General features: G+C 67.5%; 27 protein-coding genes. 15 read left to right on the top strand and 12 right to left on the bottom strand.

What is annotated here, in order from left to right:
* The first annotated feature begins 75 nt into the window (after nt 1–75).
* The gene (locus tag C7411_RS28865) at nt 76–1,812 is read left to right on the top strand and encodes an isovaleryl-CoA dehydrogenase (protein ID WP_110387288.1); all 1,737 of its coding nucleotides are present in this window, start codon (nt 76–78) and stop codon (nt 1,810–1,812) included.
* Between the two features lie 42 nt (nt 1,813–1,854).
* Here C7411_RS28865 and C7411_RS38805 read toward each other — a convergent pair whose 3' ends face one another.
* From C7411_RS38805 to C7411_RS28850, 3 genes are all read right to left on the bottom strand, one after another.
* On the bottom strand, nt 1,855–2,016 hold the full coding sequence (locus tag C7411_RS38805; RefSeq protein WP_309147592.1) for a hypothetical protein: 162 nt from the start codon (nt 2,014–2,016) through the stop codon (nt 1,855–1,857).
* Between the two features lie 73 nt (nt 2,017–2,089).
* Entirely contained in the window at nt 2,090–2,608 is a 519-nt protein-coding gene (locus C7411_RS28855; protein WP_110387286.1) for a DUF2778 domain-containing protein, read from the bottom strand.
* A gap of 12 nt (nt 2,609–2,620) precedes the next feature.
* Complete coding sequence (locus C7411_RS28850) at nt 2,621–2,800, bottom strand: Hcp family type VI secretion system effector (protein WP_243413381.1); 180 nt, start codon at nt 2,798–2,800, stop codon at nt 2,621–2,623.
* A 287-nt stretch (nt 2,801–3,087) separates the two neighbouring features.
* On the opposite strand from C7411_RS28850, the gene C7411_RS28845 reads away from it, so the two are divergent.
* Entirely contained in the window at nt 3,088–4,539 is a 1,452-nt protein-coding gene (locus tag C7411_RS28845) for a coniferyl aldehyde dehydrogenase (RefSeq protein WP_110387285.1), read from the top strand.
* Here the strand turns inward: C7411_RS28845 and C7411_RS28840 are convergent.
* From C7411_RS28840 to fliE, 5 genes are all read right to left on the bottom strand, one after another.
* The gene (locus C7411_RS28840) at nt 4,517–4,924 is read right to left on the bottom strand and encodes an EscU/YscU/HrcU family type III secretion system export apparatus switch protein (RefSeq protein WP_110387284.1); all 408 of its coding nucleotides are present in this window, start codon (nt 4,922–4,924) and stop codon (nt 4,517–4,519) included. The genes C7411_RS28845 and C7411_RS28840 overlap by 23 nt on opposite strands.
* Nucleotides 4,924–6,450 carry a flagellar hook-length control protein FliK gene (fliK, locus tag C7411_RS28835; protein ID WP_110387283.1) on the bottom strand — a complete coding sequence of 509 codons (1,527 nt, stop codon included), beginning with the start codon at nt 6,448–6,450 and terminating at the stop codon, nt 4,924–4,926. Before fliK ends, C7411_RS28840 begins: the two co-directional genes overlap by 1 nt.
* A gap of 84 nt (nt 6,451–6,534) precedes the next feature.
* Nucleotides 6,535–6,867, bottom strand: coding sequence for a flagellar protein FliT (locus tag C7411_RS28830; protein ID WP_042269062.1), 333 nt, complete (start codon nt 6,865–6,867; stop codon nt 6,535–6,537).
* Nucleotides 6,864–7,310 (bottom strand): flagellar export chaperone FliS, encoded by a 447-nt coding sequence (fliS, locus tag C7411_RS28825; protein ID WP_110387282.1) that lies wholly within the window; start codon nt 7,308–7,310, stop codon nt 6,864–6,866. Before fliS ends, C7411_RS28830 begins: the two co-directional genes overlap by 4 nt.
* Nucleotides 7,311–7,455: 145 nt before the next feature.
* The gene (fliE, locus tag C7411_RS28820; protein ID WP_042269057.1) at nt 7,456–7,791 is read right to left on the bottom strand and encodes a flagellar hook-basal body complex protein FliE; all 336 of its coding nucleotides are present in this window, start codon (nt 7,789–7,791) and stop codon (nt 7,456–7,458) included.
* A gap of 287 nt (nt 7,792–8,078) precedes the next feature.
* On the opposite strand from fliE, the gene fliF reads away from it, so the two are divergent.
* From fliF to fliR, 13 genes are all read left to right on the top strand, one after another.
* Nucleotides 8,079–9,887 carry a flagellar basal-body MS-ring/collar protein FliF gene (gene fliF, locus C7411_RS28815; protein ID WP_110387281.1) on the top strand — a complete coding sequence of 603 codons (1,809 nt, stop codon included), beginning with the start codon at nt 8,079–8,081 and terminating at the stop codon, nt 9,885–9,887.
* Nucleotides 9,877–10,872 (top strand): flagellar motor switch protein FliG, encoded by a 996-nt coding sequence (gene fliG / locus C7411_RS28810; RefSeq protein WP_110387280.1) that lies wholly within the window; start codon nt 9,877–9,879, stop codon nt 10,870–10,872. The genes fliF and fliG overlap by 11 nt, the downstream gene beginning before the upstream one ends.
* Nucleotides 10,865–11,542, top strand: coding sequence for a flagellar assembly protein FliH (fliH, locus tag C7411_RS28805; protein WP_110387279.1), 678 nt, complete (start codon nt 10,865–10,867; stop codon nt 11,540–11,542). Before fliG ends, fliH begins: the two co-directional genes overlap by 8 nt.
* The gene (gene fliI / locus C7411_RS28800; protein WP_110387278.1) at nt 11,536–13,236 is read left to right on the top strand and encodes a flagellar protein export ATPase FliI; all 1,701 of its coding nucleotides are present in this window, start codon (nt 11,536–11,538) and stop codon (nt 13,234–13,236) included. Before fliH ends, fliI begins: the two co-directional genes overlap by 7 nt.
* A complete protein-coding gene (gene fliJ, locus C7411_RS28795) occupies nt 13,233–13,685 on the top strand; it encodes a flagellar export protein FliJ (protein ID WP_110387277.1) in 453 nt (150 codons plus the stop codon). Before fliI ends, fliJ begins: the two co-directional genes overlap by 4 nt.
* Nucleotides 13,686–13,710: 25 nt before the next feature.
* A complete protein-coding gene (locus tag C7411_RS28790) occupies nt 13,711–15,249 on the top strand; it encodes a flagellar hook-length control protein FliK (RefSeq protein WP_110387276.1) in 1,539 nt (512 codons plus the stop codon).
* A gap of 275 nt (nt 15,250–15,524) precedes the next feature.
* Nucleotides 15,525–16,031, top strand: a complete 507-nt coding sequence (fliL, locus tag C7411_RS28785) for a flagellar basal body-associated protein FliL (RefSeq protein WP_110387275.1) — start codon at nt 15,525–15,527, stop codon at nt 16,029–16,031.
* Between the two features lie 46 nt (nt 16,032–16,077).
* Nucleotides 16,078–17,076 (top strand): flagellar motor switch protein FliM, encoded by a 999-nt coding sequence (gene fliM, locus C7411_RS28780; RefSeq protein ID WP_110387343.1) that lies wholly within the window; start codon nt 16,078–16,080, stop codon nt 17,074–17,076.
* Complete coding sequence (gene fliN / locus C7411_RS28775; protein WP_042269040.1) at nt 17,069–17,527, top strand: flagellar motor switch protein FliN; 459 nt, start codon at nt 17,069–17,071, stop codon at nt 17,525–17,527. Before fliM ends, fliN begins: the two co-directional genes overlap by 8 nt.
* 161 nt (nt 17,528–17,688) lie before the next feature.
* The gene (fliO, locus tag C7411_RS28770) at nt 17,689–18,189 is read left to right on the top strand and encodes a flagellar biosynthetic protein FliO (protein WP_110387342.1); all 501 of its coding nucleotides are present in this window, start codon (nt 17,689–17,691) and stop codon (nt 18,187–18,189) included.
* A gap of 102 nt (nt 18,190–18,291) precedes the next feature.
* Nucleotides 18,292–19,035 carry a flagellar type III secretion system pore protein FliP gene (gene fliP, locus C7411_RS28765; protein ID WP_243413386.1) on the top strand — a complete coding sequence of 248 codons (744 nt, stop codon included), beginning with the start codon at nt 18,292–18,294 and terminating at the stop codon, nt 19,033–19,035.
* 10 nt (nt 19,036–19,045) lie between these two features.
* Entirely contained in the window at nt 19,046–19,315 is a 270-nt protein-coding gene (fliQ, locus tag C7411_RS28760) for a flagellar biosynthesis protein FliQ (protein ID WP_110387273.1), read from the top strand.
* A 55-nt stretch (nt 19,316–19,370) separates the two neighbouring features.
* Entirely contained in the window at nt 19,371–20,159 is a 789-nt protein-coding gene (fliR, locus tag C7411_RS28755) for a flagellar biosynthetic protein FliR (RefSeq protein WP_110387272.1), read from the top strand.
* A gap of 69 nt (nt 20,160–20,228) precedes the next feature.
* Here fliR and flgL read toward each other — a convergent pair whose 3' ends face one another.
* From flgL to flgJ, 4 genes are all read right to left on the bottom strand, one after another.
* Nucleotides 20,229–21,473, bottom strand: coding sequence for a flagellar hook-associated protein FlgL (flgL, locus tag C7411_RS28750; protein ID WP_110387271.1), 1,245 nt, complete (start codon nt 21,471–21,473; stop codon nt 20,229–20,231).
* A gap of 11 nt (nt 21,474–21,484) precedes the next feature.
* Nucleotides 21,485–23,512 carry a flagellar hook-associated protein FlgK gene (flgK, locus tag C7411_RS28745; RefSeq protein ID WP_110387270.1) on the bottom strand — a complete coding sequence of 676 codons (2,028 nt, stop codon included), beginning with the start codon at nt 23,510–23,512 and terminating at the stop codon, nt 21,485–21,487.
* A 228-nt stretch (nt 23,513–23,740) separates the two neighbouring features.
* The gene (locus C7411_RS28740; RefSeq protein WP_110387269.1) at nt 23,741–24,502 is read right to left on the bottom strand and encodes a flagellar brake protein; all 762 of its coding nucleotides are present in this window, start codon (nt 24,500–24,502) and stop codon (nt 23,741–23,743) included.
* Between the two features lie 322 nt (nt 24,503–24,824).
* Nucleotides 24,825–25,817 carry a flagellar assembly peptidoglycan hydrolase FlgJ gene (flgJ, locus tag C7411_RS28735; protein ID WP_110387268.1) on the bottom strand — a complete coding sequence of 331 codons (993 nt, stop codon included), beginning with the start codon at nt 25,815–25,817 and terminating at the stop codon, nt 24,825–24,827.
* Between the last annotated feature and the right edge of the window lie 9 nt (nt 25,818–25,826).

Below are 25,826 nucleotides of genomic sequence, written 5' to 3'. Positions count from 1 at the left end.
GCCTCCCCTCTAAACCCGACGGCGGATCGAAGCCTATGATGGAAGGCGGTTCAGCCTTGCATCGGAGACAAGCAGATGAACCCGACGGAAGTCACGCATCGCCCCGGCACGACTCACGAAGTGACGAACCAGGCGCCGCCGCTCGCCGACTACAACCTCTTCACCACCGACGCCGCACTCGGCGAGGCCCTCGCGCGCGCGGGCGCGGACTGGCACCGCGAAACGCTCGTGTGCCACGGCGAGACGCTCGGCAAGGCGCAAACCCTCGCGCTCGCGGACCTCGCCAACCGCCACGAGCCCGAACTGCACACGCACAGCCCGCGCGGCGAGCGGATCGACGCGATCGAATTCCACCCCGCCTGGCACGAGCTGCTCGCGCTGCTGCGCGAGCAAGGGCTGCACGCGCTGCCGTATTCTGACCCGCGGCCGGGCGCGATGGCCGCGCGCTGCGCGGGCTACTTCCTGCACGCACAGATCGAATCGGGGTCGTTGTGCCCGCTGACCATGACGTTCGCGAGCATTGCCGTGCTGCAGCGCGAACCGGCGCTGTTCGAAACGCTGCGTGCGCCGCTCTACACGCGCGAGTACGACGCGCGCGATCTGCCACTCGCGCAGAAGCGCTCGATGATGATCGGCATGGGTATGACGGAGAAGCAAGGCGGCTCGGACGTGCGCAGCAACCGCACCGAGGCGCGAGCGGCGGGCGTCGAAACCGGACGCGGCGCGGCGTATCTGCTCACCGGCCACAAGTGGTTTTTCTCGGCGCCGCAGTGCGACGCGCATCTCGTGCTCGCGCGCACCACGGAGCACGACGGCTCGGGCGTCCCCGGACTCTCGTGCTTCTTCGTGCCGCGCTACCGGCCGGACGGCACGAAAAACGCGGTCAACGTGCAGCGCCTGAAGAACAAGCTCGGCAACCGCTCGAACGCGAGCAGCGAAGTGGAGTTCTTCGATGCCTACGGCGTGATGATCGGCGACGAAGGCCGCGGCGTGCCGACCATCATCGAGATGGCGAACTACACGCGGCTCGACTGCGTGATCGGCAGCGCGGCACTGATGCGCGCGGCGCTCGTGCAGGCGATCCACCACGCGCGCCACCGCAGTGCGTTCGGCCGGGTACTCGCCGAGCAGCCGCTCATGCAAAACGTGCTCGCCGATCTCGCGCTCGAATCGGAAGCGGCGACGGCGCTCTTCATGCGTCTTGCGCGCGCCTTCGAGGACAGCGCCGACGCGCAACCCGGCGACACCGACGACAAGTCGCTCGAAGCGCGCGCGTGGCGGCGCATCGTCACGCCCGCGGCGAAGTTCTGGGTCTGCAAGCGCACGCTCGCGTTCACGGGTGAGGCCATGGAAGTCTGGGGCGGCAACGGTTACGTCGAAGAGGGGCCGATGGCGCGCTTCTACCGCGAAGCGCCCGTCAATTCGATCTGGGAGGGGTCGGGCAACGTGATGTGCCTCGACGTGCTGCGTGCGCTGGAGCGCGAGGCCGATGCCGCTCAGGCGCTCTTTCTCGCGTGGCGGCGCGACGCGCAGACTCACCCGGTTCTGAACGCCGCGCTCGACCGCCTCTCGGTGCTGCTCAACGGCGCGCCGGGCACGCGCGAGGCGAGCGCGCGGCGCATCGCGCAGCAGATCGTGCTGATCGCGCAGGCCATGCTGCTGCGCGACGCTCCGCCGGAGATGGCGCAAGCGTTCATCGCCACGCGCCTCGACGAGCACGACGCCGACTGCGACCGCGTATTCGGTACGCTGCCGGCGCGCTTCGACCATGCCGCCATCATCGAGCGGGCGTTTGCGTCGAGCCAGGCGTGATCCCGGCGTTTGCCGGCGCCCAGCGAGCGGGGGGTACTCAGGCTAACTTCGGAAGTGCCGCCATAGCTTCATGATCATGGAGTAGACAAGCGTTGCCACAATCAGATCAGCCAGCAGGATGATCGGGATGTACAGGTCATCCGGGTCACGAATGCCGAGCCAGTTGGCGGCGTGCAGCCATGCGCGCGCCTGATTGGCTGGCATGGGTATTGGGTATGTGTGGATATACGGCACTGCCAGGCAGAACAGTCCGACAAACAGCGCGACCTTCAACAGCCTACGGACAAGTATTCCCATATGTGACCACCTCGATCGATCCATAAGCATTGATCCCCGGCTTACCGGCCGCAATCTTCCCGGTTCGCAGCAGCGCCGAGCGGATACGCAGGAAATCGACACGGCTCGGCAGAGTAATGCAGCCAAGCGAAACACCCTGGCCACCTGCTGGATGCAGCCGGAAGTTTCCGCGCTTCACACCGTTGATCCACGTGTAATCATCGATCAAACCATCATCACGATAAAGTGCGAACCACTCACCGTGATCAACCGGACTTCCAATCGCTGAATTAACCGTGTCCTTTATGGAGGCCCATGCGCGAGATCCGAAGCCGCCTGTGGGGCGATCCACGATCCAGTACTTTCCGGCAGGGATCGGACCGTTTGAAGGAATCATCGTACAGCCACCCCTATTTCGGTATTGATCATTCCCGGAATATGCCAGAAATGTGCCAATGCCATTAATCGTTAGCGGAGACAGCCATTGGTTATCGATAATGAATTTACCGGTGACAGCCATTGCTCCCCCCGCTTATGCGCGTTCATTCCATGAATCGGTGTATTTGATATTACCGTCCAGGTAGTGCCATGTGATGCACTCATACATCATCGAGACCGCCTCGACGTGATTGAGCGTGGACGCCTGAGCAAGTTTCGAATTCGCCATGCCGGGATTGACGCCGCAGATCTTCACGTCTTCAAGCAGCATCACGAAATACGGGCGCGCTCTTGCGTCGCGATTTAACAATTGCCCGGAAGATCCTCGTGCGAGCGAGGATATCCGCATTAAATGCGAAACGATATTTCTAGAATTTTCCCTTTAAAATCAAGGATTGCACTATACAACCTTCGTTGATTGCAATATAAGTCAGTCAAAAAATTCAATATTTTCAGCGATTGCACTGTACAACTTTGTTTTATGTCATTAATCCGATAGCACGAGCCGACTTTTCCGTTCGCGCACGCGTCGCAGCGAGCGCGAACCCACGAGGACCGACCATGAAGCAGGACCTGCCCGAAGACTTCGCCCGCAGTGCGCACGACGCGCCAGCAGACCCGCGCGCCGCGCTCGACACGCTGCTCGCCGCGCAGCGCGAAGCCTTCCTGCGCGACCCGTTCCCGTCCTGGGACGCGCGTGCGCGCCATCTCAAGGCGCTGCGCGACGTGCTGTTCTCGCACCGCGACGCGCTCGCCGACGCGATGAACGCCGACTTCGGCCAGCGCGCGAAGGCGGAGGTCGCGCTCGCGGAATTCGTCGTCCTCAAGCAGGAGATCGATGCGGCGCTCAGGCACGGCGCACGCTGGATGAAGCCGCGCCGCAGACCGGTCGGCAAATGGCTGCTGCCGGGCCGCGCGAAGGTGGTGCCGCAGCCGCTCGGCGTGGCGGGGATCGTCGTGCCGTGGAACTATCCGCTGCAGCTTGCCGCGAGCCCGCTCGTGTGCGCGCTCGCGGCGGGCAACCGCGCCATGATCAAGATGTCGGAGCTGACGCCGCGCACTTCCGCGCTCTTCGAGGCGCTGATCGGCAAGACCTTCGCGCGCGACCACGTGGCGGTCGTGAACGGCGACGCGTCGGTTGGCGCCGCCTTCAGCGCGCTGCCGTTCGACCATCTGCTCTTCACGGGCTCGACGCGCGTGGGGCACGAGGTCATGCGCGCGGCTGCCGCGAACCTCACGCCGGTCACGCTCGAACTGGGCGGCAAGTCACCCGTGATCATCGGCGAAGCGGCGCGCCTGAACTACGCCGTGGACAGCCTGCTGCTCGGCAAGACGCTGAACGCGGGGCAAACCTGCATCGCGCCCGACTATGTGCTGCTGCCGCGCGGGCAGGAGGCGGCGTTCATCGCCCGCGCGCGCACGCGCTTCGCTCAGCTTTATCCGGACTTCGCGAACAACCGCGACTACACGTCGATCGTCTCGGCGCGCCACTTCGAGCGCCTGCAACGCCTCGCCGACGAAGCGCAGGCAAGCGGCGCCCAGTTGCACGCGCTCGGCGCGCACGACGCCGCCACGCGGCGCTTCGCGCCCGTCATCGTGACGAATGCCGGCGCACAGACGGCGCTCATGCAGGAGGAAATCTTCGGGCCGCTCTTGCCGCTCGTGCCCTACGACACGCTCGACGAAGCGTTGCGCTACGTGAACGAGCGCCCTCGCCCGCTCTCGCTCTACCTCTATGCCGACGACCCGCGCACGGTCGAGCGCGTGACGCACGAAACGGTGGCGGGCGGGATGTCGGTGAACGAGACGCTCATGCATGTCGCCGCCGAGGGACTGCCGTTCGGCGGCGTCGGCGCGAGCGGCATGGGCGCGTATCACGGCTACGAGGGCTTCGTCACGTTCTCGAAGATGAAGCCCGTCTTCACCCAGGCGCGGCTGAACGCGCGCGGGCTCATCGCGCCGCCCTACGGCAAGCGCGTCGCCTGGCTGATCAGGTTGATGTTGAAGGGTTGAAGGGCAGCGCGGGGCGCGTGCCGCCGATCCTGCGAATGTCGCTGATATCGCGTGGGGCGGCGCCGGCCGGCGCGGCGGTTTGCGCCTGCGCCTGCGCGGCAGCGTTGGCCTTCGCGTCGTCGCCCGCTTCGAGGCGGTGCAGCCAGGCAAGCAGTTCGGCCACCGCCTGATAGAGCTGCGGCGGGATCTTCGCGTCGAGGTCCACGCGCATGAGCAGCGAGACCATCTCGGGCGCTTCGTGCACGTAGAGGCCCGCTTCCTTCGCGCGTTGCACGATCATCTCCGCAACAAGGCCGTAGCCCTTCGCGACCACGCGCGGCGCGCCGTCGCCTTCGGGGGCGTCGTAGGCGAGCGCGGCGGCGCTCTTGCGGTGCGTGCGGCTCATCACAACTCCCAATCGTGGTCGAGGCGGTGGTTGCGTTGATCGGTCGCGTCGGCGCCCGGTCGTGCGGCGGGCGCATCTGCCGCGGCGCCAGCCTGCGCGGTCTGCGCCGTGGATGTGGTTTGTGCGGCGTAGGCACTCGCGGCGTTCGCGGCCCTTGCGGCCTCGGCGGGGCTCGCCGCGGCGCCGCTGCCGATCTCGCGGATCGAGAGCCCCGCGAGCGTGAGCCCGAGCGCCTCGAGCCGTCCGCGCAGCGACTCGCTTTGCGCCGTGAGGCGCGCGGCGCCGCCCGCGTTCGCCTGCACGCGCACGGCGAGCGTCGAGCCCGTCAGCGTGAGTTCCGCATCGACGGTACCGAGCTTCGGCAGCGCAAGCGTGAGCCGCGTGCGCCATGGAATATCGTCGGCGTCTGCACCGCCTGCGCCCTGGTGCGGGTCGCGGGCATCGTAGTCGTCTTGCTGGATGCTCCAGTCCACCCGCACGCCCGGCCACGCCTCGCCGTTCCAGCGAAACTCGCCGGTCGCGAGCAGATCGAGCTGCTGGCGCACAAGCGGAATCACGGCCGGATGAACCGTCGGGCCGGCGGCCTGCGCGGCGGCCTCGTGCATGGCGGGCAACAGGGTCTCGGCAAGCGTCGCGCGCGCCTCGGCCTGGCTCGCAGGCGCTTCGCCGTGCAGATCGGCGAGCCCGGGGAAGGCGCGCGCCAGTGCGGCATTCATCGCGTTTGCAGAATTGCGGGCATTGCCCGCTTCGCCGCGTGCGGCGCCCGGCGCGTCGGAGAACGTTTCGGTCCATTGCACGTCGGCGATGTCGTCGTCGGCCGGGCTCCAGTCGAGCGGCAATTGCGAGTGAGCGCCGAGCAGACGGTTCTGCGGTTCGTCGGCAAGTTCGGCGGGCGAAAGCAGGCCGCGCAGCCATTGCGCGAGGTGGGCTTCGTAGAAGAGTCCGCTCGTGCTCACCGTCTGCGCGAGCGACGCAGCGAGCGCGGCGACCGGGCCGGCCTGTGCGGCGGCGGTTTGCGCAGCTTGTGCGGCCTGAGCCGTTTGTCCGGCTTGCGGGTTTTGCGAGGACGCCGCTTGCGCGGAAGCGCCGGTCCCGGCGTCGGCCGCCCCGGCCAGCGCCTCGCCGGCCAGACCCTGGGCCGCGAGCGCCACGTCCGCGAGCAACGCGGCTTGCGCTGCCTGCGCTTCGCCGGCGAGACCCGGCAGCGGCAACGTGGCCGCGCCGCCAGGCGCAGCGTCCGCAGCGGGGCTGGCCCAGAGCGGCGCGCGGCCCACCACGGCGGGTGTCGCTTCGCCGCCCGAGCGGATGATGGCGTCGAGCGCGAGCGCAACCGCCGAAAGCACGGTCTGCGCGGAGTCCTGCGTCGTGCCGGTGTTGGCGGCGGTGTCGGCGAGCGCGGCGGGGCCCGTTGCGAGCGCGGAGACGCCCGTTTGCGCGGCGCCCGAGGCGCTCTGCGGCCCGACCGGCGTGAGCGCCGCGATGCGGCTCGCGAGGAGCGCGGCGGCTCCGGTGTCGATTCCGTTCATGGTGTTCCGGATCTGCGCAAGGCGCTGACCCGCCGGTTCATGGGGCGTTGCGCGCCGTTGTCTCGCGAGGCGCCACGCGCCGCGCTAGCGGGCTCCGTAGATTTCCTGCAAGACCCGCGCGGGTTGCACGGTGCCGTAAAAGAGCGCCGAAAGCCGTGCCATGCAAGGGCTTGCGAGATCGCGAATGGCGGCGTCGTCGGCGAGGATCTGGCGGATCAACTCGTACTTGCGCGCCCGTTCGGAAACCGTGAGCCGCACCGCGGCTTCGGCGTCCTTCAAGGCATCGACGAGGATCCGGTACTCCTCCTGCAAGCCGATCAGATCGTTCCAGTGCGCATCGCGCGCCGCATGGAGCATCTGCTCCGACACGGCCGCTATCGCTTCGTAGCGGGCGAAGTAGTCTGCTTTTGAACTCATCTCGTCAATGAGCCGGGCGCTGACGAGGATGCCTGTTCGGCCATCCTCGCCACTTCCGGCGCTATCCCCAACCAGGCTTCTTCGAGCGTAGCCAGCAGTCGATCGACCTCGACCAGCATGGTCTCGCTCTGTTTAATATTGGCTTCCAGCAGGCGCCTCGTCATGTAGCTGTACAGCGCATTCAGGCGTTGGGCGATCTCGCCGCCCGCCTCGACGTTCAACGCGAGCTGAAGTCCGCTCTCGACAATCCGGATCGCCTTGGCGATCGCCTCGCAACGCGGGCCGACGTTGCCGGCCTGCAAATGCATACGTGCCTGCGCGATGGCCTGGCGCGCTCCCTGGTACAGGAGCACGATGAGCTTGTGCGGGCTCGCACCCATGACCCCCGTTTCGACGCCCACACGTGCATAGGCGTTGGCTCCAGATTGGGCTGGGGAAAACATCGGCGCTTCTCCTTGATACGTTTGACTTGAATGCGGTCGTCCGGGCCCCTGCGCGAAGCACGGGCGGCGGACTCTTCTAGCCGGGTTATCGGAACGTAGGGGAAGAAGCTTTAGCGCGTTGACTGGGCAAAGGCCACGGGCACCGTCACACCTGGATCTGCATGATGTCGGTGTAGGCGGCCACGAGCTTGTTGCGCACCTGCAGGCCGAACTGGAAGCCGATGTTGGCTTTCTGCATGTCGACCATCACGTCGTTGAGCGACACGTTGTTCGCGCCCAGCTCGAACGCCTGCGACTCGCCAACGGCCTTCTGCTGGGCGTCGCTGATCTGGTCGAGCGACGACTTGAGCGCCGCCGCGAACCCGCCGGCCGTGGCCGCGCCCGACTTTTCGTCGGCTGCGGTGGGGCCGCCGGCCGCCTGGGCCGCCATCGACTGCATTTGGGCCAGGGCGGACGTGAGCGGGGATACTGGCACGGTCATGTTTGCTCCACGAAAAGGGGACATGCGGGGTATGCCGGGGACGAGCCCCAGGGCCGGCGTTTCAGCTATCCCGCAGCAATGCCGCGGGTCCGGCCGGCACGGCGCACCGACAGGGCGCCGAATCTGGAGGAGAGCATAGCAGCGGGCCCATTTCGGCAGGCCCGAAACTAGGGGGAAAACCCGGCTCTATTCGCGCAATCGGCTTGCCAGCGGCCCCGGATAATGCGTCACGTGAAAGTCTCCGCCGTGCAAGGCGAGACCTGGAAGCCCCCGGAGATACCCGTCGCATGGATTCGACTGCCAATTCTTTGATCAACCCCGACGCCCGCATGGGCCTCGCCACCTCTGGCGCGGGCGCCGCGCCCGGCGCTGGCGCGGGCGCAGGCCTGGGCGGCGCGGAAGACCTCGGCGGCGGCTTCGCACAACGCCTTGGCTCGCTCTCGTCATTGCGCCACGTGCGCGGCAACCCGCGCGCGCCGCTCATTTTTGCCGTCGCGGTGCTCGTGGCCGTCGTCGCGGGTCTCGTGCTGTGGTCGCGCGCGCCCGACTACAAGGTGCTCTACAGCAACCTGTCGGATCGCGACGGCGGCGCGATCATTACCGCGCTGCAGGCCGCAAACGTTCCCTACAAGTTCTCGGACGCCGGCGGCGCCATTCTCGTGCCCGCCGAGCAGGTCAACGAAATGCGCCTGCGCCTCGCCTCCCAGGGGCTGCCCAAGAACGGCTCGGTCGGCTTCGAGCTGATGGACAACCAGAAGTTCGGCATCAGCCAGTTCGCCGAACAGGTGAATTACCAGCGCGCGCTCGAAGGCGAGCTCGAGCAAACGATTCAGTCGATCGCGAGCGTGAAGTCGGCGCGCGTGCATCTGGCCATTCCGAAGCCTTCGGTGTTCGTGCGCGAGCGCGAAGCGCCCTCGGCCTCGGTGCTCGTGAACCTGTATCCGGGCCGCATTCTCGACGACGGCCAGGTTGCCGCGATCACGCACATGGTGGCTTCGGCCGTGCCGGACCTGCCGGTGCGCAACGTGACGGTGGTCGACCAGGATGGCAACCTCCTCACCCAGAGCGCCACGGGCGTGGGCCTCGACGCCTCGCAGCTCAAGTACGTGCGCCAGGTCGAGCACGACACCCAGGCGCGCATCGACGCGATCCTCGCGCCCCTCTTCGGCGCCGGCAACGCGCGCTCGCAGGTGAGCGCCGACCTCGACTTCTCGAAGCTCGAGCAGACCTCCGAAGCCTACGGTCCGAACGGCAACCCGCAGGCCGCCGCCATCCGCAGCCAGCAGCAGAACATTTCGACGGAAATGCAGCAAAGCGGCGCGGGCGGCGTGCCCGGCGCGCTCACGAACCAGCCGCCGCAGCCGGCTTCGGCGCCGGTCAACGCGCCGGCGGGTGCGAACGGCGCCTCGGCTCCGGTGCCGGTCTCCGATCATCGCGACACCACCACCAACTACGAACTCGACAAGACTGTGCGCCACTACAGCCAGGCGCCGGGCGACGTGAAGCGCCTGTCGGTCGCCGTGATCGTGAACTACCAGCCGAAGATGGACGCCCGCGGCCACGCCACCATGCAGCCGCTCGACGCGCAGAAGCTCGCGCAGGTCGAGCAGCTCGTGAAGGACGCCATGGGCTACGACGCCAAACGCGGCGACTCGGTAAACGTGGTGAACGCCGCGTTCCAGACCGAAGTCGACCCGAATGCGAACCTGCCGTGGTGGCGTCAGCCCGACATCCTCGCCCTTGCCAGGCAGGTTGCGACGTGGCTCGGCATCGGCGCGGTGGCGCTCTTCCTCTATTTCGTGATGGTGAAGCCGGCGCTGCGCCGCGCGTTTCCGCCGCCCGAGCCCGTTGCGCCCGCGCTGCCCGGCATGGCCGACGGCGAGCCGCTGCTGCTCGACGGCATCCCCGAAGCCTTGCGCGCCGGCGGCGCCGGCGCGCAAGGCGAAGACAGCGCGGACAACGAAGCCGCCCTGCTCGCCTTCGAAAACGAGAAGAACAAGTTCGAACGCAACCTGGAATACGCGCGCAACATCGCGCGCCAGGATCCGAAGATCGTCGCAACCGTCGTGAAAAGCTGGGTGAACGATGAACGCTGAAGGCGCAACCAAGAGCGCGCTGCTGCTCATGTCGATCGGCGAGCAAGAGGCCTCCGAGGTCTTCAAGTTCCTCGGTCCGCGCGAAGTGCAGAAAATCGGCGCCGCCATGGCGGCGCTCAAGAACGTCAAGCGCGAAGAAATCGAAGTCGTGCTGCAGGAATTCGTGAAGGAAGCCGAGCAGCACACGGCCTTCTCGCTCGACTCGAGCGACTACATCCGCAACGTGCTCAACAAGGCGCTAGGCGAGGACAAGGCCGGCGCGATCATCGACCGCATTCTGCAAGGCGGCGACACGAGCGGCATCGAGGGCCTCAAGTGGATGGATTCGGGGTCGGTGGCCGAACTCATCAAGAACGAGCACCCGCAGATCATCGCGACGATTCTCGTGCACCTCGACCGCGACCAGGCCTCGGAAATCGCTTCGTGCTTCACCGAGCGCCTGCGCAACGACGTGCTGCTGCGTATCGCGACGCTCGACGGCATCCAGCCGCAGGCGCTGCGCGAACTCGACGACGTGCTCACGAACCTCCTCTCGGGCAGCGACAACCTCAAGCGCAGCCCGATGGGCGGCATCCGCACGGCGGCCGAAATCCTCAACTTCATGACGAGCCAGCATGAAGAAGGGGTGATCGAGAACGTCCGTCAGTACGACGCGGAACTCGCGCAGAAGATCATCGATCAGATGTTCGTGTTCGAAAACCTGCTCGACCTCGAGGACCGCGCGATCCAGCTGCTGCTCAAGGAAGTCGAGTCGGAGTCGCTCATCATTTCGCTCAAGGGTGCGCCGCCCGCGCTGCGCACCAAGTTCCTTTCGAACATGTCGCAGCGTGCGGCCGAACTGCTCGCCGAAGACCTCGACGCGCGCGGTCCGGTGCGCGTCTCGGAAGTCGAGGCGCAGCAGCGCCGCATCCTGCAGATCGTGCGCAACCTCGCCGAGAGCGGCCAGATCGTTCTAGGCGGCAAGGCAGAAGACGCTTATGTCTGACACGAGCTCCGCGAACAGCCATCGCTCGGCGTATCAGCGCTGGGAGATGGCCTCGTTCGACCCGCCGCCTCCCCCGCCGCCGCCGCCCACGCCCGACGAAACGGCCGCGTTCGAGGCCCAGCTCCGCGCGCTGCGCGACGCGGCCCATCAGGAGGGGCTGCGCTCCGGCCACGTGGCAGGCCAGGCGCTCGGTTATCAGGCCGGACACGAACAGGGCCGCCAGCAGGGCTTCGAGCAGGGCCAGGCCGAGGCGCGCGCGCAGGCGGCGCAGCTCGCGGCGCTCGCCAGCCGCTTTAGCGATGCGCTCGAAACGGCGCAGGCCGGCGTGGCCGAGACGCTCGTGGAACTCGCGCTCGACATCGCGCAGCAGGTCGTGCGCCAGCACGTTCAGCACGACCCCACGGCGCTCGTCGCCGTTGCGCGCGAAGTGCTTGCGGCCGAGCCGCAGCTCACCGGCTCTCCGCAACTCGTGGTGAGCCCCGCCGATCTGCCGATCGTCGAGGCCTATCTGCTGGACGATCTTCAGACGCGCGGCTGGAGCGTGCGCACCGACCCGACGATCGAGCGCGGCGGCTGCCGCGCGCAGGCCGCGACGGGCGAAACCGACGCCAGCATCCGCACGCGCTGGGAGCGCGTGACGGCCGCGCTCGGCAAGGCACGGCCATGGTGAATCACCCGCAACCGCCGAGCCATCAGGCAATCCACACGGGCGGACTCACGCCGCTCGAGCAGGAGCTCGCGCTCGCGTCGTTCGGCCCGCTCGCGAGCGACCCCGCACAGCTCGGCGCGCTGCTCGTGGGCGACCTCGACGTCCCGGCCCGGCGCGAGGCACGCGAACTGGGCGCCATCGACGCGATCGATGCCGCGCTCGCCGCGGACGCGGCCGATGCGCCGCCAGGCCTGACCGATCGCGGCGCGACCGGCGCGCCGGGCGATGCCAAAGCCGCGAGCGCACCCTATGTGCCGCCGGCGAACTACGACCCGGCCAACCCGTTCCTGACCTCGTGGAACGCGCAACTGCGCGGCGTGCGCGAGCGCAATGCACTCGCCCTGCCGCTGCGCGGCTGCGGCCGTCTCACGCGCGCGGCGGGCCTCGTGCTCGAAGCCGTGGGGCTGCGCCTCGCCGTGGGCGCCGAGGTGATGATTGAACTGCCGCCGGGCAGCTCGTTGCCGATGGCCGAAGCGGAAGTGGTCGGCTTCGGCGGCGACAAGCTCTTTCTGATGCCGACGACCGAAGTCGCGGGCCTGTTGCCCGGCGCGCGCGTCTGGCCGCTGGAAAGCGCGCCGATCGCCGACCCGAAAGCGGGCGCGAAGCGCCTGCCGGTGGGCTGGGGCATGCTCGGCCGCGTGGTCGATGCCTCGGGCCGCCCGCTCGACGGCCTCGGCCCCTTGAACACCGAAGCCGACGCGCCGCTCACCGCGCCCGTCATCAATCCGCTGAACCGCGAGCCGATCCACAAGGTGCTCGACGTGGGCGTGCGCGCGATCAACGCGCTGCTCACGGTCGGGCGCGGCCAGCGCATGGGCCTTTTCGCGGGCTCGGGCGTCGGGAAATCGGTGCTGCTCGGCACGATGGCGCGCGCAACGAGTGCGGAAGTCACCGTGATCGGCCTGATCGGCGAGCGCGGCCGCGAAGTGAAGGAATTCATCGAGCAGATCCTGGGCGAGGAGGGTCTTGCGCGCTCGGTCGTCGTGGCCGCTCCAGCCGACGTTTCGCCGCTTTTGCGCCTGCAGGCCGCCGCGTACACGACGTCGCTGGCCGAATATTTCCGCGACCAGGGCAAGCACGTGCTGCTGCTCATGGACTCGCTCACGCGCTACGCCATGGCGCAGCGCGAGATTGCGCTCGCCATCGGCGAGCCGCCCGCGACCAAGGGTTATCCGCCTTCGGTATTCGCCAGGCTGCCGGCGCTCGTCGAGCGCACCGGCAACGGCCCCGCGGGCGGCGGCTCGATCACGGCGTTCTACACCGTGCTCACCGAAGGCGACGACCAGCAGGACCCGATCGCCGACTCGGCGCGCGCGATTCTCGACGGCCATATCGTGCTTTCCCGCGCGCTCGCCGAGGCGGGGCATTATCCTGCCATCGACATCGAGGCCTCGATCAGCCGTGCGATGACCGCGCTGATCGACGACCAGCATCTGAACCAGACGCGCGCGCTCAAGCAGATGCTTTCGCGCTACCAGCGCAACCGCGACCTCATCAACGTGGGTGCGTACGTGAGTGGGCGCGACGCCGTGCTCGACCGCGCGATCGCGCTGTATCCGCGCATCGAGGCCTTTCTTCAGCAGGGTTTTCGCGAAACCGCGAACTATGATCAGAGCGTCGAGATGCTCGGCCAGCTGATCGGAGCCAGGACATGACGAAACAGACCGCGCTGCAAACCTTGATCGGCCTCGCACAAGACGACGTCGACGCCGCCACGCAAAAGCTCGGCCGCGTGCAGCGCGAGCGCGGCGAGGTCGAAAAGCAGCTCGAGGCGCTCATCACCTACCGTGACGAGTACCACACGCGTTTCACCGAATCGGCGCGCAGCGGCATGGCCGCGGGCAACGTGCGCAACTTCCAGGCGTTCATCGACACGCTCGACGCGGCGATCGAACAGCAGCGCCGCCTGCTCGAGCAGGCCACCGCGCGCGTGGAGGCCGCAAAGCCCGAGTGGCAGCGCAGCAAGCAGAAGCTCGGCTCGTACGAGGTCCTGCAAACGCGCCACGACGATGTGCAGGCCCGCAAGGACGCCCGCCGCGAACAGCGCGACGCCGACGAGCACGCCGCCCGCGTGCTGCGCACGCGCACGTCGCAACATCCGTAACACGTCATCCGTTTTCGAGGCCGCCATGTCGCTCCTCTCTTCCCTTTCTTCGCTGTTCGGCGCCGCCACGGATGCGGTGTCGGGCAATACGGCATCGAACAGCGCGTCGAACACCATCAGCCAGGCGGACGCGTCGGGGCAGGATTTCGCCCAGGCGCTGCAGCAGCAGATGAACGCACAAAGCGCACAGGCGAACCAGAACGCGCAGGCGGCGCAAAGCGCGCAGGCGAAGGCGTCCGCGCAGCCGAACTCGAACGCGCCGAGTAGCAGCGCGCCGCCAAGCAGCAGCACGAACAGCACCAGCAGCACCGGCAGCACGCAGACTTCGAGCTCGAACTCGAGCCAGGGCTCGCAGGGCGCGTCGAGCGCCGATCACCGCGCCGCCGCCGCGCGAGCCCAGCAAAAGCAGGCCGCCGACGCAGGCGCGCAAGCCGCCGCCGCTCAGGCCCAGCAAGCGCAGCAGGTCCAGCCGGCCCAGGACGGCACGAGCACCGCCGCGAATGCCGACGGCAGTCAGACGAGCAGTCAGACGAGCAGCGACAGCACGCTCGCCGGCGTCGCCGCCGCCGCAGCAGCAGCGGCCGCCACGGCAGCCGCCGGTGCGGCAGGCAACGGCACGGCCACGGGCAGCGCCGCGAGCGGCAACGCGAAGTCGGTGCACGACGCCCTGCAGGCCGCGCTCGCGCAGTTGCGCGGCGGCGCGGGTACGCTCGCCACGCATGCGACGGGCACGGCTGGCTCGGCTGCGAATGGCGCAACCCCGGCCAGCACGGCCTCGGGCTCGAACATCGTCAGCAGCTTCGCCTCGCATTTGAGCGCGACCGCCCAAAGCAAGGCGTTCAGCACGGCCGCGAGCGGCGACGCGGCCAAGGGCGCCACGCCGACCGCGACGGACGCAGCGAAAGCCGCAGCCGACGCGCTCACGGCAGCGGCGCAGCAGCAGGCAGGCGCCGCCACGCAGACCGACGCCACGGCGAACACCGCCGCGACCGACGCGCTCGCGGCGAACCAGGCCGCAGCGGTCGCCGCCGCGACGGCCGCGCAGGCCCAGGCCGCCCAGGCGGCCAGCGCAACAGCGAATCCGGCGGCAGCGGCGGCCGCCTCCGCGTCGATCGCGCCGCCGGTCGGCACGAACGACTGGCAAGACGCGCTCAGCCAGAAAGTCGTGTTCCTCTCCAACGCGCACCAGCAGTCGGCGGAACTCACGCTCAATCCGAAAGATCTCGGACCGCTCCAGGTCGTTCTGCAGGTCTCGGACACCCACGCGCACGCGCTCTTCGTCTCACAGCACCCGCAGGTGCGCGAAGCCGTCGAGGCGGCCCTGCCGAAGCTGCGCGAGGCCATGGAGCAAAACGGCATCGGCCTTGGCAGCGCGAGCGTCAGCGACGGCTTCTCGCGGCAGATGAACCAGCAGGCGCAGCAGGACGGCAGCGGTTCGGGCCGCTCCGGCGGTTCCGGTGCGGGCTCGGGCAGCACGCTCGCCGCGGCGGACGCCGTGGACGACACGAGCGGTGTCGCGAGCGCCACACAGCGCTCAGTCGGTCTGATCGACACGTTCGCCTGACCCGCGCCGGGTCCTTTCCCGGTCCGTTCGCCCCGGCGGGACCCGCCCGGCCTCCTGGGGCAACGCAGCCGCGCAGGCGGCTGCCTGCGTTCGGCCTACGCTCGCATGACGCGCCCGCTTTGCCGCGGCGCGCAACAAAACCACGAGATAGCCGGAATTCCCCCGTCTATTCCTCCCATCGCTGAAAGGCAAAAGCCGGAACAATGCAGCATGCCCGGACTGACCACCTGGTCGGCGCCCCGGACCCTTGCAAGCATCCTGGCTGACTTTTCGACATGGCGACCACCACCGCATCCCAGCAAGCCGCGCCCCAAAGCGCGAAACCCGGACCGATGAAGCGCATTCTCCTCATCGCGCTCATTGCGATCCTCGCCGCGGCGGCGGCGGGCGGCGCGACGTGGTTCTTCATGTCGCGCCACGCGGCGAGCGCGCCGGCCACGCCGGCAGCGGCGCCGGCGGCGGCCGTGCCCGTGTACTATGCGCTCGAGCCGATGACCGTCAATCTGCAGTCCGACGACGGAGAGTCGCACTACCTGCGCATCGGCCTCACGCTCAAGCTCGACAGCCAGGCCACCCAGGACGCGCTCGTCGCGCGCATGCCCGAGATCCGCAGCCGCCTGCTGCTCGCGCTCTCGAACAAGCATCCTTCCGACCTCGCGCCGCTCGACGGCAAGCGTGCGCTCGCCACGGAGCTCGCCGTGCTGATCTCGCAGCCTGCGGGCGCAAACGAGAAGCCGATGCACGTCGACGACGTGCTGTTCACCGAATTCGTCGTCCAGTGAGCGCGGCTGACATGATTCCCGCGATGGAGGGCCAGTCATCATGACGATGGGTCACGACGAGTTCATGTCCCAGGAGGAGGTCGATGCCCTCCTCAAAGGCGTCACCGGCGAAGTCGATTCCGATTCCGGCGGCTCCGAGAAGCAGGGCGTACGGCCCTACAACATCGCGACGCAGGAACGTATCGTTCGCGGCCGGATGCCCGGCCTCGAAATCATCAACGAGCGCTTTGCGCGCCTCTTGCGCGTCGGCATCTTCAATTTCATGCGCCGCACCGCCGAAATCTCGGTCGGTCCGGTGCGCGTGCAGAAGTACAGCGAGTTCACCCGCAACCTGCCGATCCCCACGAACCTGAACCTCGTGCACGTGAAGCCGCTGCGCGGCACGTCGCTGTTCGTGTTCGACCCGAACCTCGTGTTCTTCGTCGTGGACAACCTGTTCGGCGGCGACGGGCGCTTTCACACGCGTGTGGAAGGCCGCGACTTCACGCAGACCGAGCAGCGCATCATCGGCAAGCTGCTCAATCTCGTGTTCGAGCACTACACGAGCGCGTGGAAAAGCGTGCGGCCGCTGCAGTTCGAATACGTGCGCTCCGAAATGCATACGCAGTTCGCAAACGTTGCCACGCCCAACGAGATCGTGATCGTCACGCAGTTCTCGATCGAATTCGGGCCGACGGGCGGCACGCTGCATATCTGCATGCCTTACTCGATGATCGAGCCGATCCGCGACGTGCTCTCCTCGCCGCTGCAAGGCGAAGTGCTCGACGTGGACCGCCGCTGGGTGCGCGTGCTCTCGCAGCAGGTGCAGGCCGCCGAAGTCGAGCTCACGGCCGACCTCGCGCAGGTGCCCGTCACGTTCGAGCAGATCCTGAACATGAAGAAGGGCGACGTGCTGCCCATGAACATCGCGGAGCACATCACCGCCAAGGTGGACGGCGTGCCCGTGATGGAGTGCGGCTACGGAATTTTCAATGGTCAATACGCGTTGCGGGTCCAGAAGATGATCAGCGCAGCCGACACGATGAAGGAAGGTGGATATGAGTGACATCAACGGCACGAGCGCAGACGAACCGGTGCTCGACCCGGGGTTCGACGCCGCGGCGCAGGAGGCGGGCGCCGACTCCATGGACGACTGGGCGAGCGCGCTTGCCGAGCAGAACAGCAACGAAGCGCCCGCCGCGCAACCGACGGCCGTGTTCCAGCCGCTCTCGAAGGTCGATTCGACCCGGACGGCCAACGACATCGACATGATTCTGGACATTCCCGTCCAGATGACCGTGGAGCTGGGCCGCACCAAGATCGCCATCCGCAACCTGCTGCAACTCGCGCAGGGCTCGGTCGTAGAACTCGACGGCATGGCCGGCGAGCCGATGGACGTGCTCGTGAACGGCTGTCTCATCGCCCAGGGCGAAGTGGTGGTCGTGAACGACAAGTTCGGCATCCGTCTCACCGACATCATCACGCCGTCCGAGCGGATCCGGAAGCTGAACCGATGAAACCCCAGGCTGTTGCCGGCGCCGCTTCTGGCTCCGTTCGTGGCTCCGTTCGCGGCACCGACGCGCAGCGCACGCGCAAATCCCGCGGCGCGCGCGTACTGCGATTCTCGTGGCGCCTCGCCGTGCATCTCTCGCTCGCCGGCGCCGCCGTTTTCGCGGTCATGAGCGCGCGGGCCGCCGACCTTCAGGCGGTCAACGAAGCGGCGCGCTCGGCATCGGGTGCGTCAGGCGCCTCCGCCGCGATCGCCGGCAGCGCGGTCCCCTCGCTCGGGTTCGGCGCGGTCGTGCAGACGGTGCTGGGTCTCGCGCTCGTGATCGCCGTAGTGTTCGGCTGCGCCTGGCTCGCGCGGCGTCTCGGCCTGCAAGGCGGCCCGCAGAACGCGCTCGTGAAGACCGTGGGCGGCGCATCGCTCGGCGGCAAGGAGCGCGTGGCCGTGGTCGAGATCGGCGACACCTGGCTCGTGCTGGGCGCCGCGCCCGGCAACGTGCGCCTGCTCCACACGCTGCCCGCGGGCGAGCTACCCGCAGGCGTCGCGGCCGCCGCTGCCAACGCCCCCGCCCTCCCGGGCACCTTCGCACGGCGCTTTCGTGACGCGCTGAAAAGCGAGGCGAACAAACGCATCAACGCGCGTTTCATGCGTCACGACGGCGGAGCGCAGTAAATGCACGGCAGTTCCCTTCATGCGCCGGGCGCGGGCGGCGACGTCCACGCGCGCGCGGCTACCCTTGCGAAGATCGCCAGAACGGCGCTCCCGTTCGCGCTGATGCTCGGCGCGGGCGCCTTCGCCCTTGCGCTGCCGCACCTCGCGCACGCACAAAGCGCGGGCGGCCCGCAAGGCCTGCCCGCCTTCAGCACGAGCCCGGGCCCGAACGGCGGCACGACCTACTCGCTGAGCGTGCAGACGATGCTGCTGCTCACGATGCTGTCGTTCCTGCCGGCGATGGTGCTGATGATGACGAGCTTCACGCGCATCATCATCGTGCTCTCGCTGTTGCGCCAGGCGCTCGGCACGACAACCACGCCGCCCAACCAGGTGCTCGTGGGCCTCGCGCTCTTTCTCACGCTGTTCGTGATGTCGCCGGTGCTCGACAAGGCCTACAACGACGGCTACAAGCCGTTCGCGGCCGGCACGATTTCGCTGGACGACGCCGTGGCGCGCGGCGTCGCGCCGTTCAAGACCTTCATGCTGCGGCAGACCCGCGAGTCCGATCTCGCGCTCTTCGCGCGCATCTCGCACGCAGCGCCCATGCAGGGCCCCGAGGACGTGCCGCTCACGCTGCTCGTGCCCTCGTTCGTCACGAGCGAGCTGAAGACGGGTTTCCAGATCGGCTTCACGGTCTTCATTCCGTTTCTCATCATCGACCTGGTGGTGGCGAGCGTGCTGATGTCGATGGGTATGATGATGGTCTCGCCCGCGACGATTTCGCTGCCGTTCAAACTCATGCTGTTCGTGCTGGTGGACGGCTGGCAGCTGCTGATCGGCTCGCTCGCACAGAGCTTTACCTGAGGACACAGACATGACGCCTGAAATGGTCATGACGCTCTCGCACGAGGCAATGTATGTGGCGCTCCTGCTTGCCGCGCCGCTCCTGCTCGTCGCGCTCGTGGTGGGTCTCGTGGTGAGCCTTTTCCAGGCGGCCACGCAGATCAACGAGTCCACGCTCTCGTTCATCCCGAAGCTGGCTGCCATCGCGGTTACGCTCGTGATCGCGGGGCCGTGGATGCTCACGACGATGCTCGACTACATGCACCGCATCTTCACGAGCATTCCGCAGCTTGCAGGCTAGGCGCGGTCCGGGCCGCCCCTCCTCCGCGCTTTCGGCGCCCCCCTTCCGGCACACGATGTTTACGGTCACCTACGCGCAGCTCAACGCCTGGCTCACGGCCTTCCTCTGGCCGTTCACGCGCATTCTGGCGCTCGTGGCGGTCGCGCCCGTGCTGGGCAACCGCTCCGTGCCGACGCGCGTGAAAATCGGCCTCGCGGGCTTCGTCACGCTGATCGTCGCGCCCACGCTCGGCGCCATGCCGCAGGTCACGGTGTTTTCCGCCGAGGGCGTGTGGATCCTCGTCAACCAGTTCCTGATCGGCGTGGCGCTCGGCTTCACGATGCAGCTCGTGCTGGCGGTCGTGACCGCGGCCGGCGACATGATGAGCCTCGGCATGGGGCTCGGCTTCGCAAGCTTCTTCGACCCGCAGGCCAACACCAGCACGCCCGCGCTTTCCTCCTGGCTGAACATGATGGCGATGCTCGCCTTCCTCGTGTTCGACGGCCATCTGCAGATGATCGCCGCGCTCGTCGCCACGTTCCAGACGCTGCCCGTCACGGCGAGCGTGCTCGGCGCCTCGGGCTGGCAGCTGATCGCCAACTACGGCACGACGATCCTCACCTCGGGCCTGCTGCTCTCGCTGCCGGTGGTGGTCGCGCTTCTCATCACCAACCTGTCGCTCGGCATTCTGAACCGCGCGGCCCCGCAAATCGGCATCTTCCAGATCGGCTTCGCGCTGACGATGCTCGTGGGCCTGCTGCTCGTCCAGCTCATGATGCCGAACCTGATTCCCTACTTCGCGCGCCTGTTCGACAGCGGCATCGATCAGATGGGCCGCGTGGCCGCCGGGTTGAAGCCAGCCTAGCCAGCGCGGACAAGGCAATAAAAAAGCGGACCGAAGTCCGCTCTCTTTTCCCCGCTCAATGCCCCGCGATCAAGGATTGATGTACTGGAACAGCGAGAGATTCTGCGTGGCCGCAAAACTCTTCTGCGAAGCCGTGAGCGCGTTCGAGAGCTGCTCGAACTGGCTGATCGCGGCCACCGTGTCGGTGCTCGTGAGGTCGGCGAGGTTCGAGGTGACCTGCAGCGAGTTGGTCGACGTGACCGTTTGCAGCGCCTTCACCTCCTGCTCGCGGCCGCCCACGGAAGCCTGCACCGTGATCACGTTCGAGAGCGAGTTGCCGATCTGCGTGAGGCCGGTGTTCAGCGCGTTGTTGAGGTTCGCGACCGCAGCCTGGGAGCCGCTCGTGGGCGTGTTCAGCGCAGCGATGATGCTGTCGATGCTCGCGAACACGTCCGTATTCTGCGCCGCCGTGGCGGGCGTGACCGAGAACGCATCGCCCGCGGCGGGCGTACCCGACATCGTCACGCTCATGCCCGAGCCGAGCTGGATCGCATTGCCTTCGGTGTAGGTGGCCGGGGTCGTCGTGGTCGCCGGGCTGACGCTGTTGTCGGTCACCGTGTAGGTGAGCGCGCCCGTGGTCGGATCGTTGGCGAACGCAATCGAGTAGTGGTCGTTGTTGGTCGCCTGGGTCGGATCCGTCACCGTCACGCCGCTGATCACGCCCGTGCCCTTGTTCGACGAACTGCCCGAGGCCACGTTGGCCGATCCCACGGCCTGCACGCTCTGGAACACCGAGGTGCCCGTGTCGCCCACCGCGATGTTGCGCGTGCCGGCCACCTGCATCACGCGCTGGCCCGCGTCGCCGTTGTAGGTCACGCCGCCGCCCGGCTTGTTCGAGAACACCTGCGAGGTGCTCTGGAAGCCGGAGAAGATGTAGTTGCCCGCGCCGTCCGTGGTATTGGCGAGCGTGAGCAGCTGGTTGCGGTCGCCTTGCATCTGCTGGGCGATCGCCTGGCGCGCCTGGTCCGTGAGCGAACCGTTCTGCGCTTCGATGATGAGCGAGTGGATGCTCTGCATCGTGCTCGTCACGCTCGTGAGCGTCGTGTCCTCGAGCTGCAGCGCGGTGAGCGCCGTGGTCTGGTTCGACGAGTACTGCGTGAGCGTCGCGCTCGTGGCGGAAAGCGTCACGGCCTGCGCGGCGCCGAGCGGATTGTCGGCCGGGTTCGAAATCGCCACGCCGGTCGAGATCTGCTGCTGGACCTGAAGGAGCTGAGCCTGCTGGTTCTCCATCGTGGACAGACTGGAGGAAAAAATCTGGGAAGTCGCGATACGCATGGGTCAGCGCCTCACTGGAAAATGCCGATCAGGGTCTGGAACAGCGACGCCGCCGTCTGGATCACCTTGCTGTTGGCCTGATAGAGCTGTTGATACTGCAGCAGGTTAGCGGCTTCCTCGTCGAGGTTCACACCCTGCACCGACTGCTGCTGCGAAGTGAGCTGCGTCACGAGCGACTGCTGCGCCGTGTTCGACGCCTTCAGCTGGCTCGCGGTGTTGCCGATCGTGTTGACGTAGTTCGCATACGCCGAGGTCAGCGTGGCCGATCCCGTGTACGCCGTACTCGACGTGAGGTTCGCGAGCGCGAGCGCGTTGCGGCCGTCCTGCGTGCCGCTCTTGTTGCCCGCCACCGTGAACGTGTCCTTGTTCGAGGGCGTGCCGGTCATCGTGAAGCTCACGCTGGTCGCGGTGGCGTTCGCACCGGCCGAATCCGTGAGGTTCGTGATGGTATAGGTTGCGCCCGTGGTCGGATCGTAGGGCACGCCGGTCACAGGCGGCGTCGCGGCGCTGTTGATCGTCACGGTGCTGGTGGTGGTCGACCCCGGCGTCGTGATCGTGACGGTCGTGCCGTTGGGCAGGCCGGTCAGCGTGCCCGCCGCCGAGTTGTAGGTGAGCGTGACCGGCAGGTTCGTCGTCGAATAGCCCGTGCCCACCGCGCCTTGCGTGACGTTGGCCGTGCCTGCATTCGACGTGGACGCCGAAACGACGACCGGCGTGGCCGCCGCGATGGCCGCGGGGTCGCTGGTCGCGACCGAGAAGCTCGCGAGTGCGCCGGCCGTCGGCTGGATCATGAACGAGTCGCCCGCGCTCACCGTGCCCGAAGGCGTGATCGAGAAGCCGCCGATCGTGATCGGCGCGGTGCCGTTCGGCTGGGTGGCGACCTGCGTGTTCGTCGTCGTGTCGGTGAGGTTCCAGTTCGTGCCGTCGAAGCTCAGCTTGTAGTTGTCGGTGAGCGGCTGCGTGCTGTTCGTGAGCGTCGCGCTTACCGTGGTCTGCGCGTCGGGGTTCGTCGAGCTGGCCGTGACAAGCGGGTTGCCGACCGTGAACAGATTGCCGCCCGGGCCGCCCGAGAGCGTGAGGCCGAGTGCGTTTTGCGAGTTCACCTGCGCGGCGAAGCTCGTCACGATCGCACCCAGTTGCGACTCCGCCGGATCGAGCGTGGTCGAAACGAACGAAACCAGGCCGCCCACGGTGCCGCCCTGCAGCGCGGCCGACGACAGCACCTGCGGCGTGCCTTGCGACGCGGCGCTCGCGCCGTTCAGGCCCTGCCACGTCACGGCCAGCTCCTGCGGGTTGGTGCTCGACGGCTGCGTGCCGAGGTTGTAGCTCTGGCTGCTCACCACGAGCGGCTGGCCGTTGCCGAGGAAGACGCTGTAGCCGGTGCTGCCCTGCACGACCTGAACGCCGATCAGCTGCGAGAGATTCGCCACGGCTTGATCGCGCTGATCGAGCAACTGGTTCGGCTGCTGGCCGCTCGAGCTCGCGGACGTGATCTGCGCATTGAGGCTCGCGATCTGCTGCGTGTAGGTGTTGATTTGCGAGACCGCGCTCGTGAGCTGCGTGTTCACGCTCTGGCGCATCGCGTCGTACTGCTGGCTCGCGGCGTTGATCTGGGTGGCGAGCGTCTGCGCGTCGGAGAGCACGGTTTGCCGCGCTGCGGTATCCGAAGGCGAATTCGAGACGTTCTGCAGGCCCGTGAAGAAGTTCGTGATCGCGGTGGCGATGCCCGAGGTCGGGCTGCCCACGAGGTTCGACAGTTGCGTGGCGAGGTTGTACGAAGCCGTGTACGAACTGCTGGCCGTCTGCGCATTGTTGACGGCCGTCGTGAGGTACTGGCTGTAGGCGCGCTGCACGGTCGCGGTGGTGACGCCGCTGCCGAGGTAGCCGTTCGATGTGTACTGCCCCGCCGATTCCTGGTACACCGGCTTCTCGACGGTGTAGCCCGCAGTCGTCGAGTTGCTGATGTTCTCGCCGGTGGTCGAGATACCAATCTGCGCCGCCTGCAGGCCGCTCAGACCGATCGAGAAAATGTTGGACATGCGTGATCCTCGAAAGCGGCCTGCCCCCCTGGCAAACCGCGTGATGTACTCACGGTATAACGGCAACGCACTGCAAAAATTGAGCGCCCGATGGTGGCGAAAACGGTGGTGAAACCGGGGCGAAAACGTTAGCGGGTCAGCGCGTGCGCGGCGTACGCGCGGCGGGCGAACCGGCGCATGCGCTGCGCCGGCCGGGTGACGCGGTTCGCGCAGGTGAGGCTGTGCCGGTCAGGCACGCGCGAGCGCGCGGCGCTTCATCTCGAGCTGCGTGATATAGCGCTGCAGCGTGTTCTCGGCGGAGCCGGGCAGCGCGTGGAAGCGAAAGCCCATGTGATAGCGGCGGTCGCCGTTGGGCAGGTCGATGAAGCGCAGCACGACGAGCGCGAGATCCACGCGCAGCTTGCCGTGCGCGCGCAGGTCGAGCTCGATGTCGGGCAGCACGAGGCCGGAGGCGAGATCCGCCACGCGCTCGTCGGTCGTGCGCAGCCCGAGGCCGCCAAGCGAGAGGTCATGCACCTCGTAGGCGAAGCGCGGGCCGCCGCCCGGCAACTCGCCGCGGCAGATGCACGGCTCGAGCACCGGTGTGTCGACGCGGAAGTACTCGCGCCGCTGCACGTAGAAGAGCACTTCGGGGAAATCGGCTTCGAACGCGGGGTGCCCTTCGAACTCGGTGCGCCGCGGCGTAGCCGTCCTGAACTCCACGCGCACGCCGTCGGGCGAGGCGTGGAACTGGCACTCGGGCGCGGCGAGCACGCCCGTGTTCTGCTCGGGTACCGCGCCCCAGTCGAACACGAAAGTGCGCTCGCGTCCGTTGACGGCCAGAATGCGCGTGACCAGCTGTCCGCCGCGATACTGGAGGGTCAGGAAGTCGCCGCGATTGACGAGATTGCGTAGCTGGACGCCGATCTCGAGCGGATTGCGGCGCCCAAAATCGTGGGAGCCTTCCGCACCCTCGCCTGCTTCCTGTGGATTCGACTGAACGGTATTCATCGGCCTGCCGGAAATTCGTGAACGTGCCGGCGCGCCCGCGGACCCTTTCCGCACGCGCCGTTCGGGCGGTCCGACCGCCCGGATTGCTTTTCCATCTTGCCTGCATTAGCGGCAGGCATGACGAAAAATTTAGGGATTGGGCGTAAAAAAAATGTGCCCTTTCGCTGCATGAAACACGCGTGCGCAGCTTCTTCCGGCAACTGCACGGAGGCAACGTTTGCGGTTGCCTAACTAGCGTTAACTGCGTGAGGTCAACCGCGTGACGCCGAGCGCATGACGTCACCCGCAGCGCCGGCCGTCGAATCCGCCGCTGGGTCGGCCCTCAGGCCATCCGCTGCATGATGGTCAGCAGCTTTTTCGCATAGTGCGGGTCGGTGGCGTAGCCCGCGCGCTGCATGCCGTGTGCGAAACCTTCGGCGCTCTTCGAGCCGTTGATCACCGACGCATAGCGCGGATTGTTCTTGAGCAGCGTGGCGTAGTCGGTCATCGCGTCTTCATACGAGTCGTAGGCGCGGAACTTCTCCACCACGCGATGCGGCTCGCCGTTCACGTACTCGGTCGTGACCGTCGAGACGGTCTTGCCGGTCCAGTCCTTGCTCGCCTTGATGCCGAACACGTTGTGGCTCGCCGAGCCGTCGGCGTTCTTGATCTCACGCTTGCCCCAGCCCGATTCGAGCGCGGCCTGGCCGAGAATGAAGCGCGCCGGTATGCCCGTGGTCGAGCTGGCCTGCTGCGCGGCGTTGGCGAGCTTGTCGACGAAGGCGTCCACCGAGGCGTCGCCGTTGCCCTTGACCGGCGGCGTGAGCGCGCTGTTGCCGCTGTAGCCCGTGCCGTTGGCGAGCGTGCCGTTGGCGGCTGCGTTGCCGTAGGCGCGGCCGAGCGCGCTCAGCATCGCGAGGTTGCCTTCGCTCGCGTCCGAGCCCGAAAGCCCGGAGATCGCGCCCGCCACGCCGCCTGCGCGGCCCGCGCCATCGGCACCGGCCGCGCCGCCCATGCTGCGCATGAGCTGCTTGAGCATCGCGTTCGCCACGCCAATGCCCTTGTTCGACATCTGCTGGGCGAGCTGCTGGTCCATCATCGAGGTGAACTGCGCGCCGTCGTGCGAGTCGAGCGGGCCGTCGTCAGGCGTTGCGTCGCGCATGCTCTTGAGCATCATCTGCGTGAAGACCGCGTCGAACTGCTTCGCGGCCATCTTCACGCCCTGCTGGGGCGAGGCGTTCGCCGCGGCGCGCATCGAGTCGAAGCCCTGCACGTCGAGCGCAAAGCGGTTGGAAAGGTCGAGGCTGCCGCCGCCGATGTTCTTCGTATTATCCAAGTGACACCC

The organism is Paraburkholderia silvatlantica (genome assembly GCF_003096715.1).
Taxonomy (GTDB): Bacteria; Pseudomonadota; Gammaproteobacteria; order Burkholderiales; family Burkholderiaceae; genus Paraburkholderia; species Paraburkholderia silvatlantica.
This window is presented reverse-complemented; position numbering and strand designations above follow the sequence as displayed.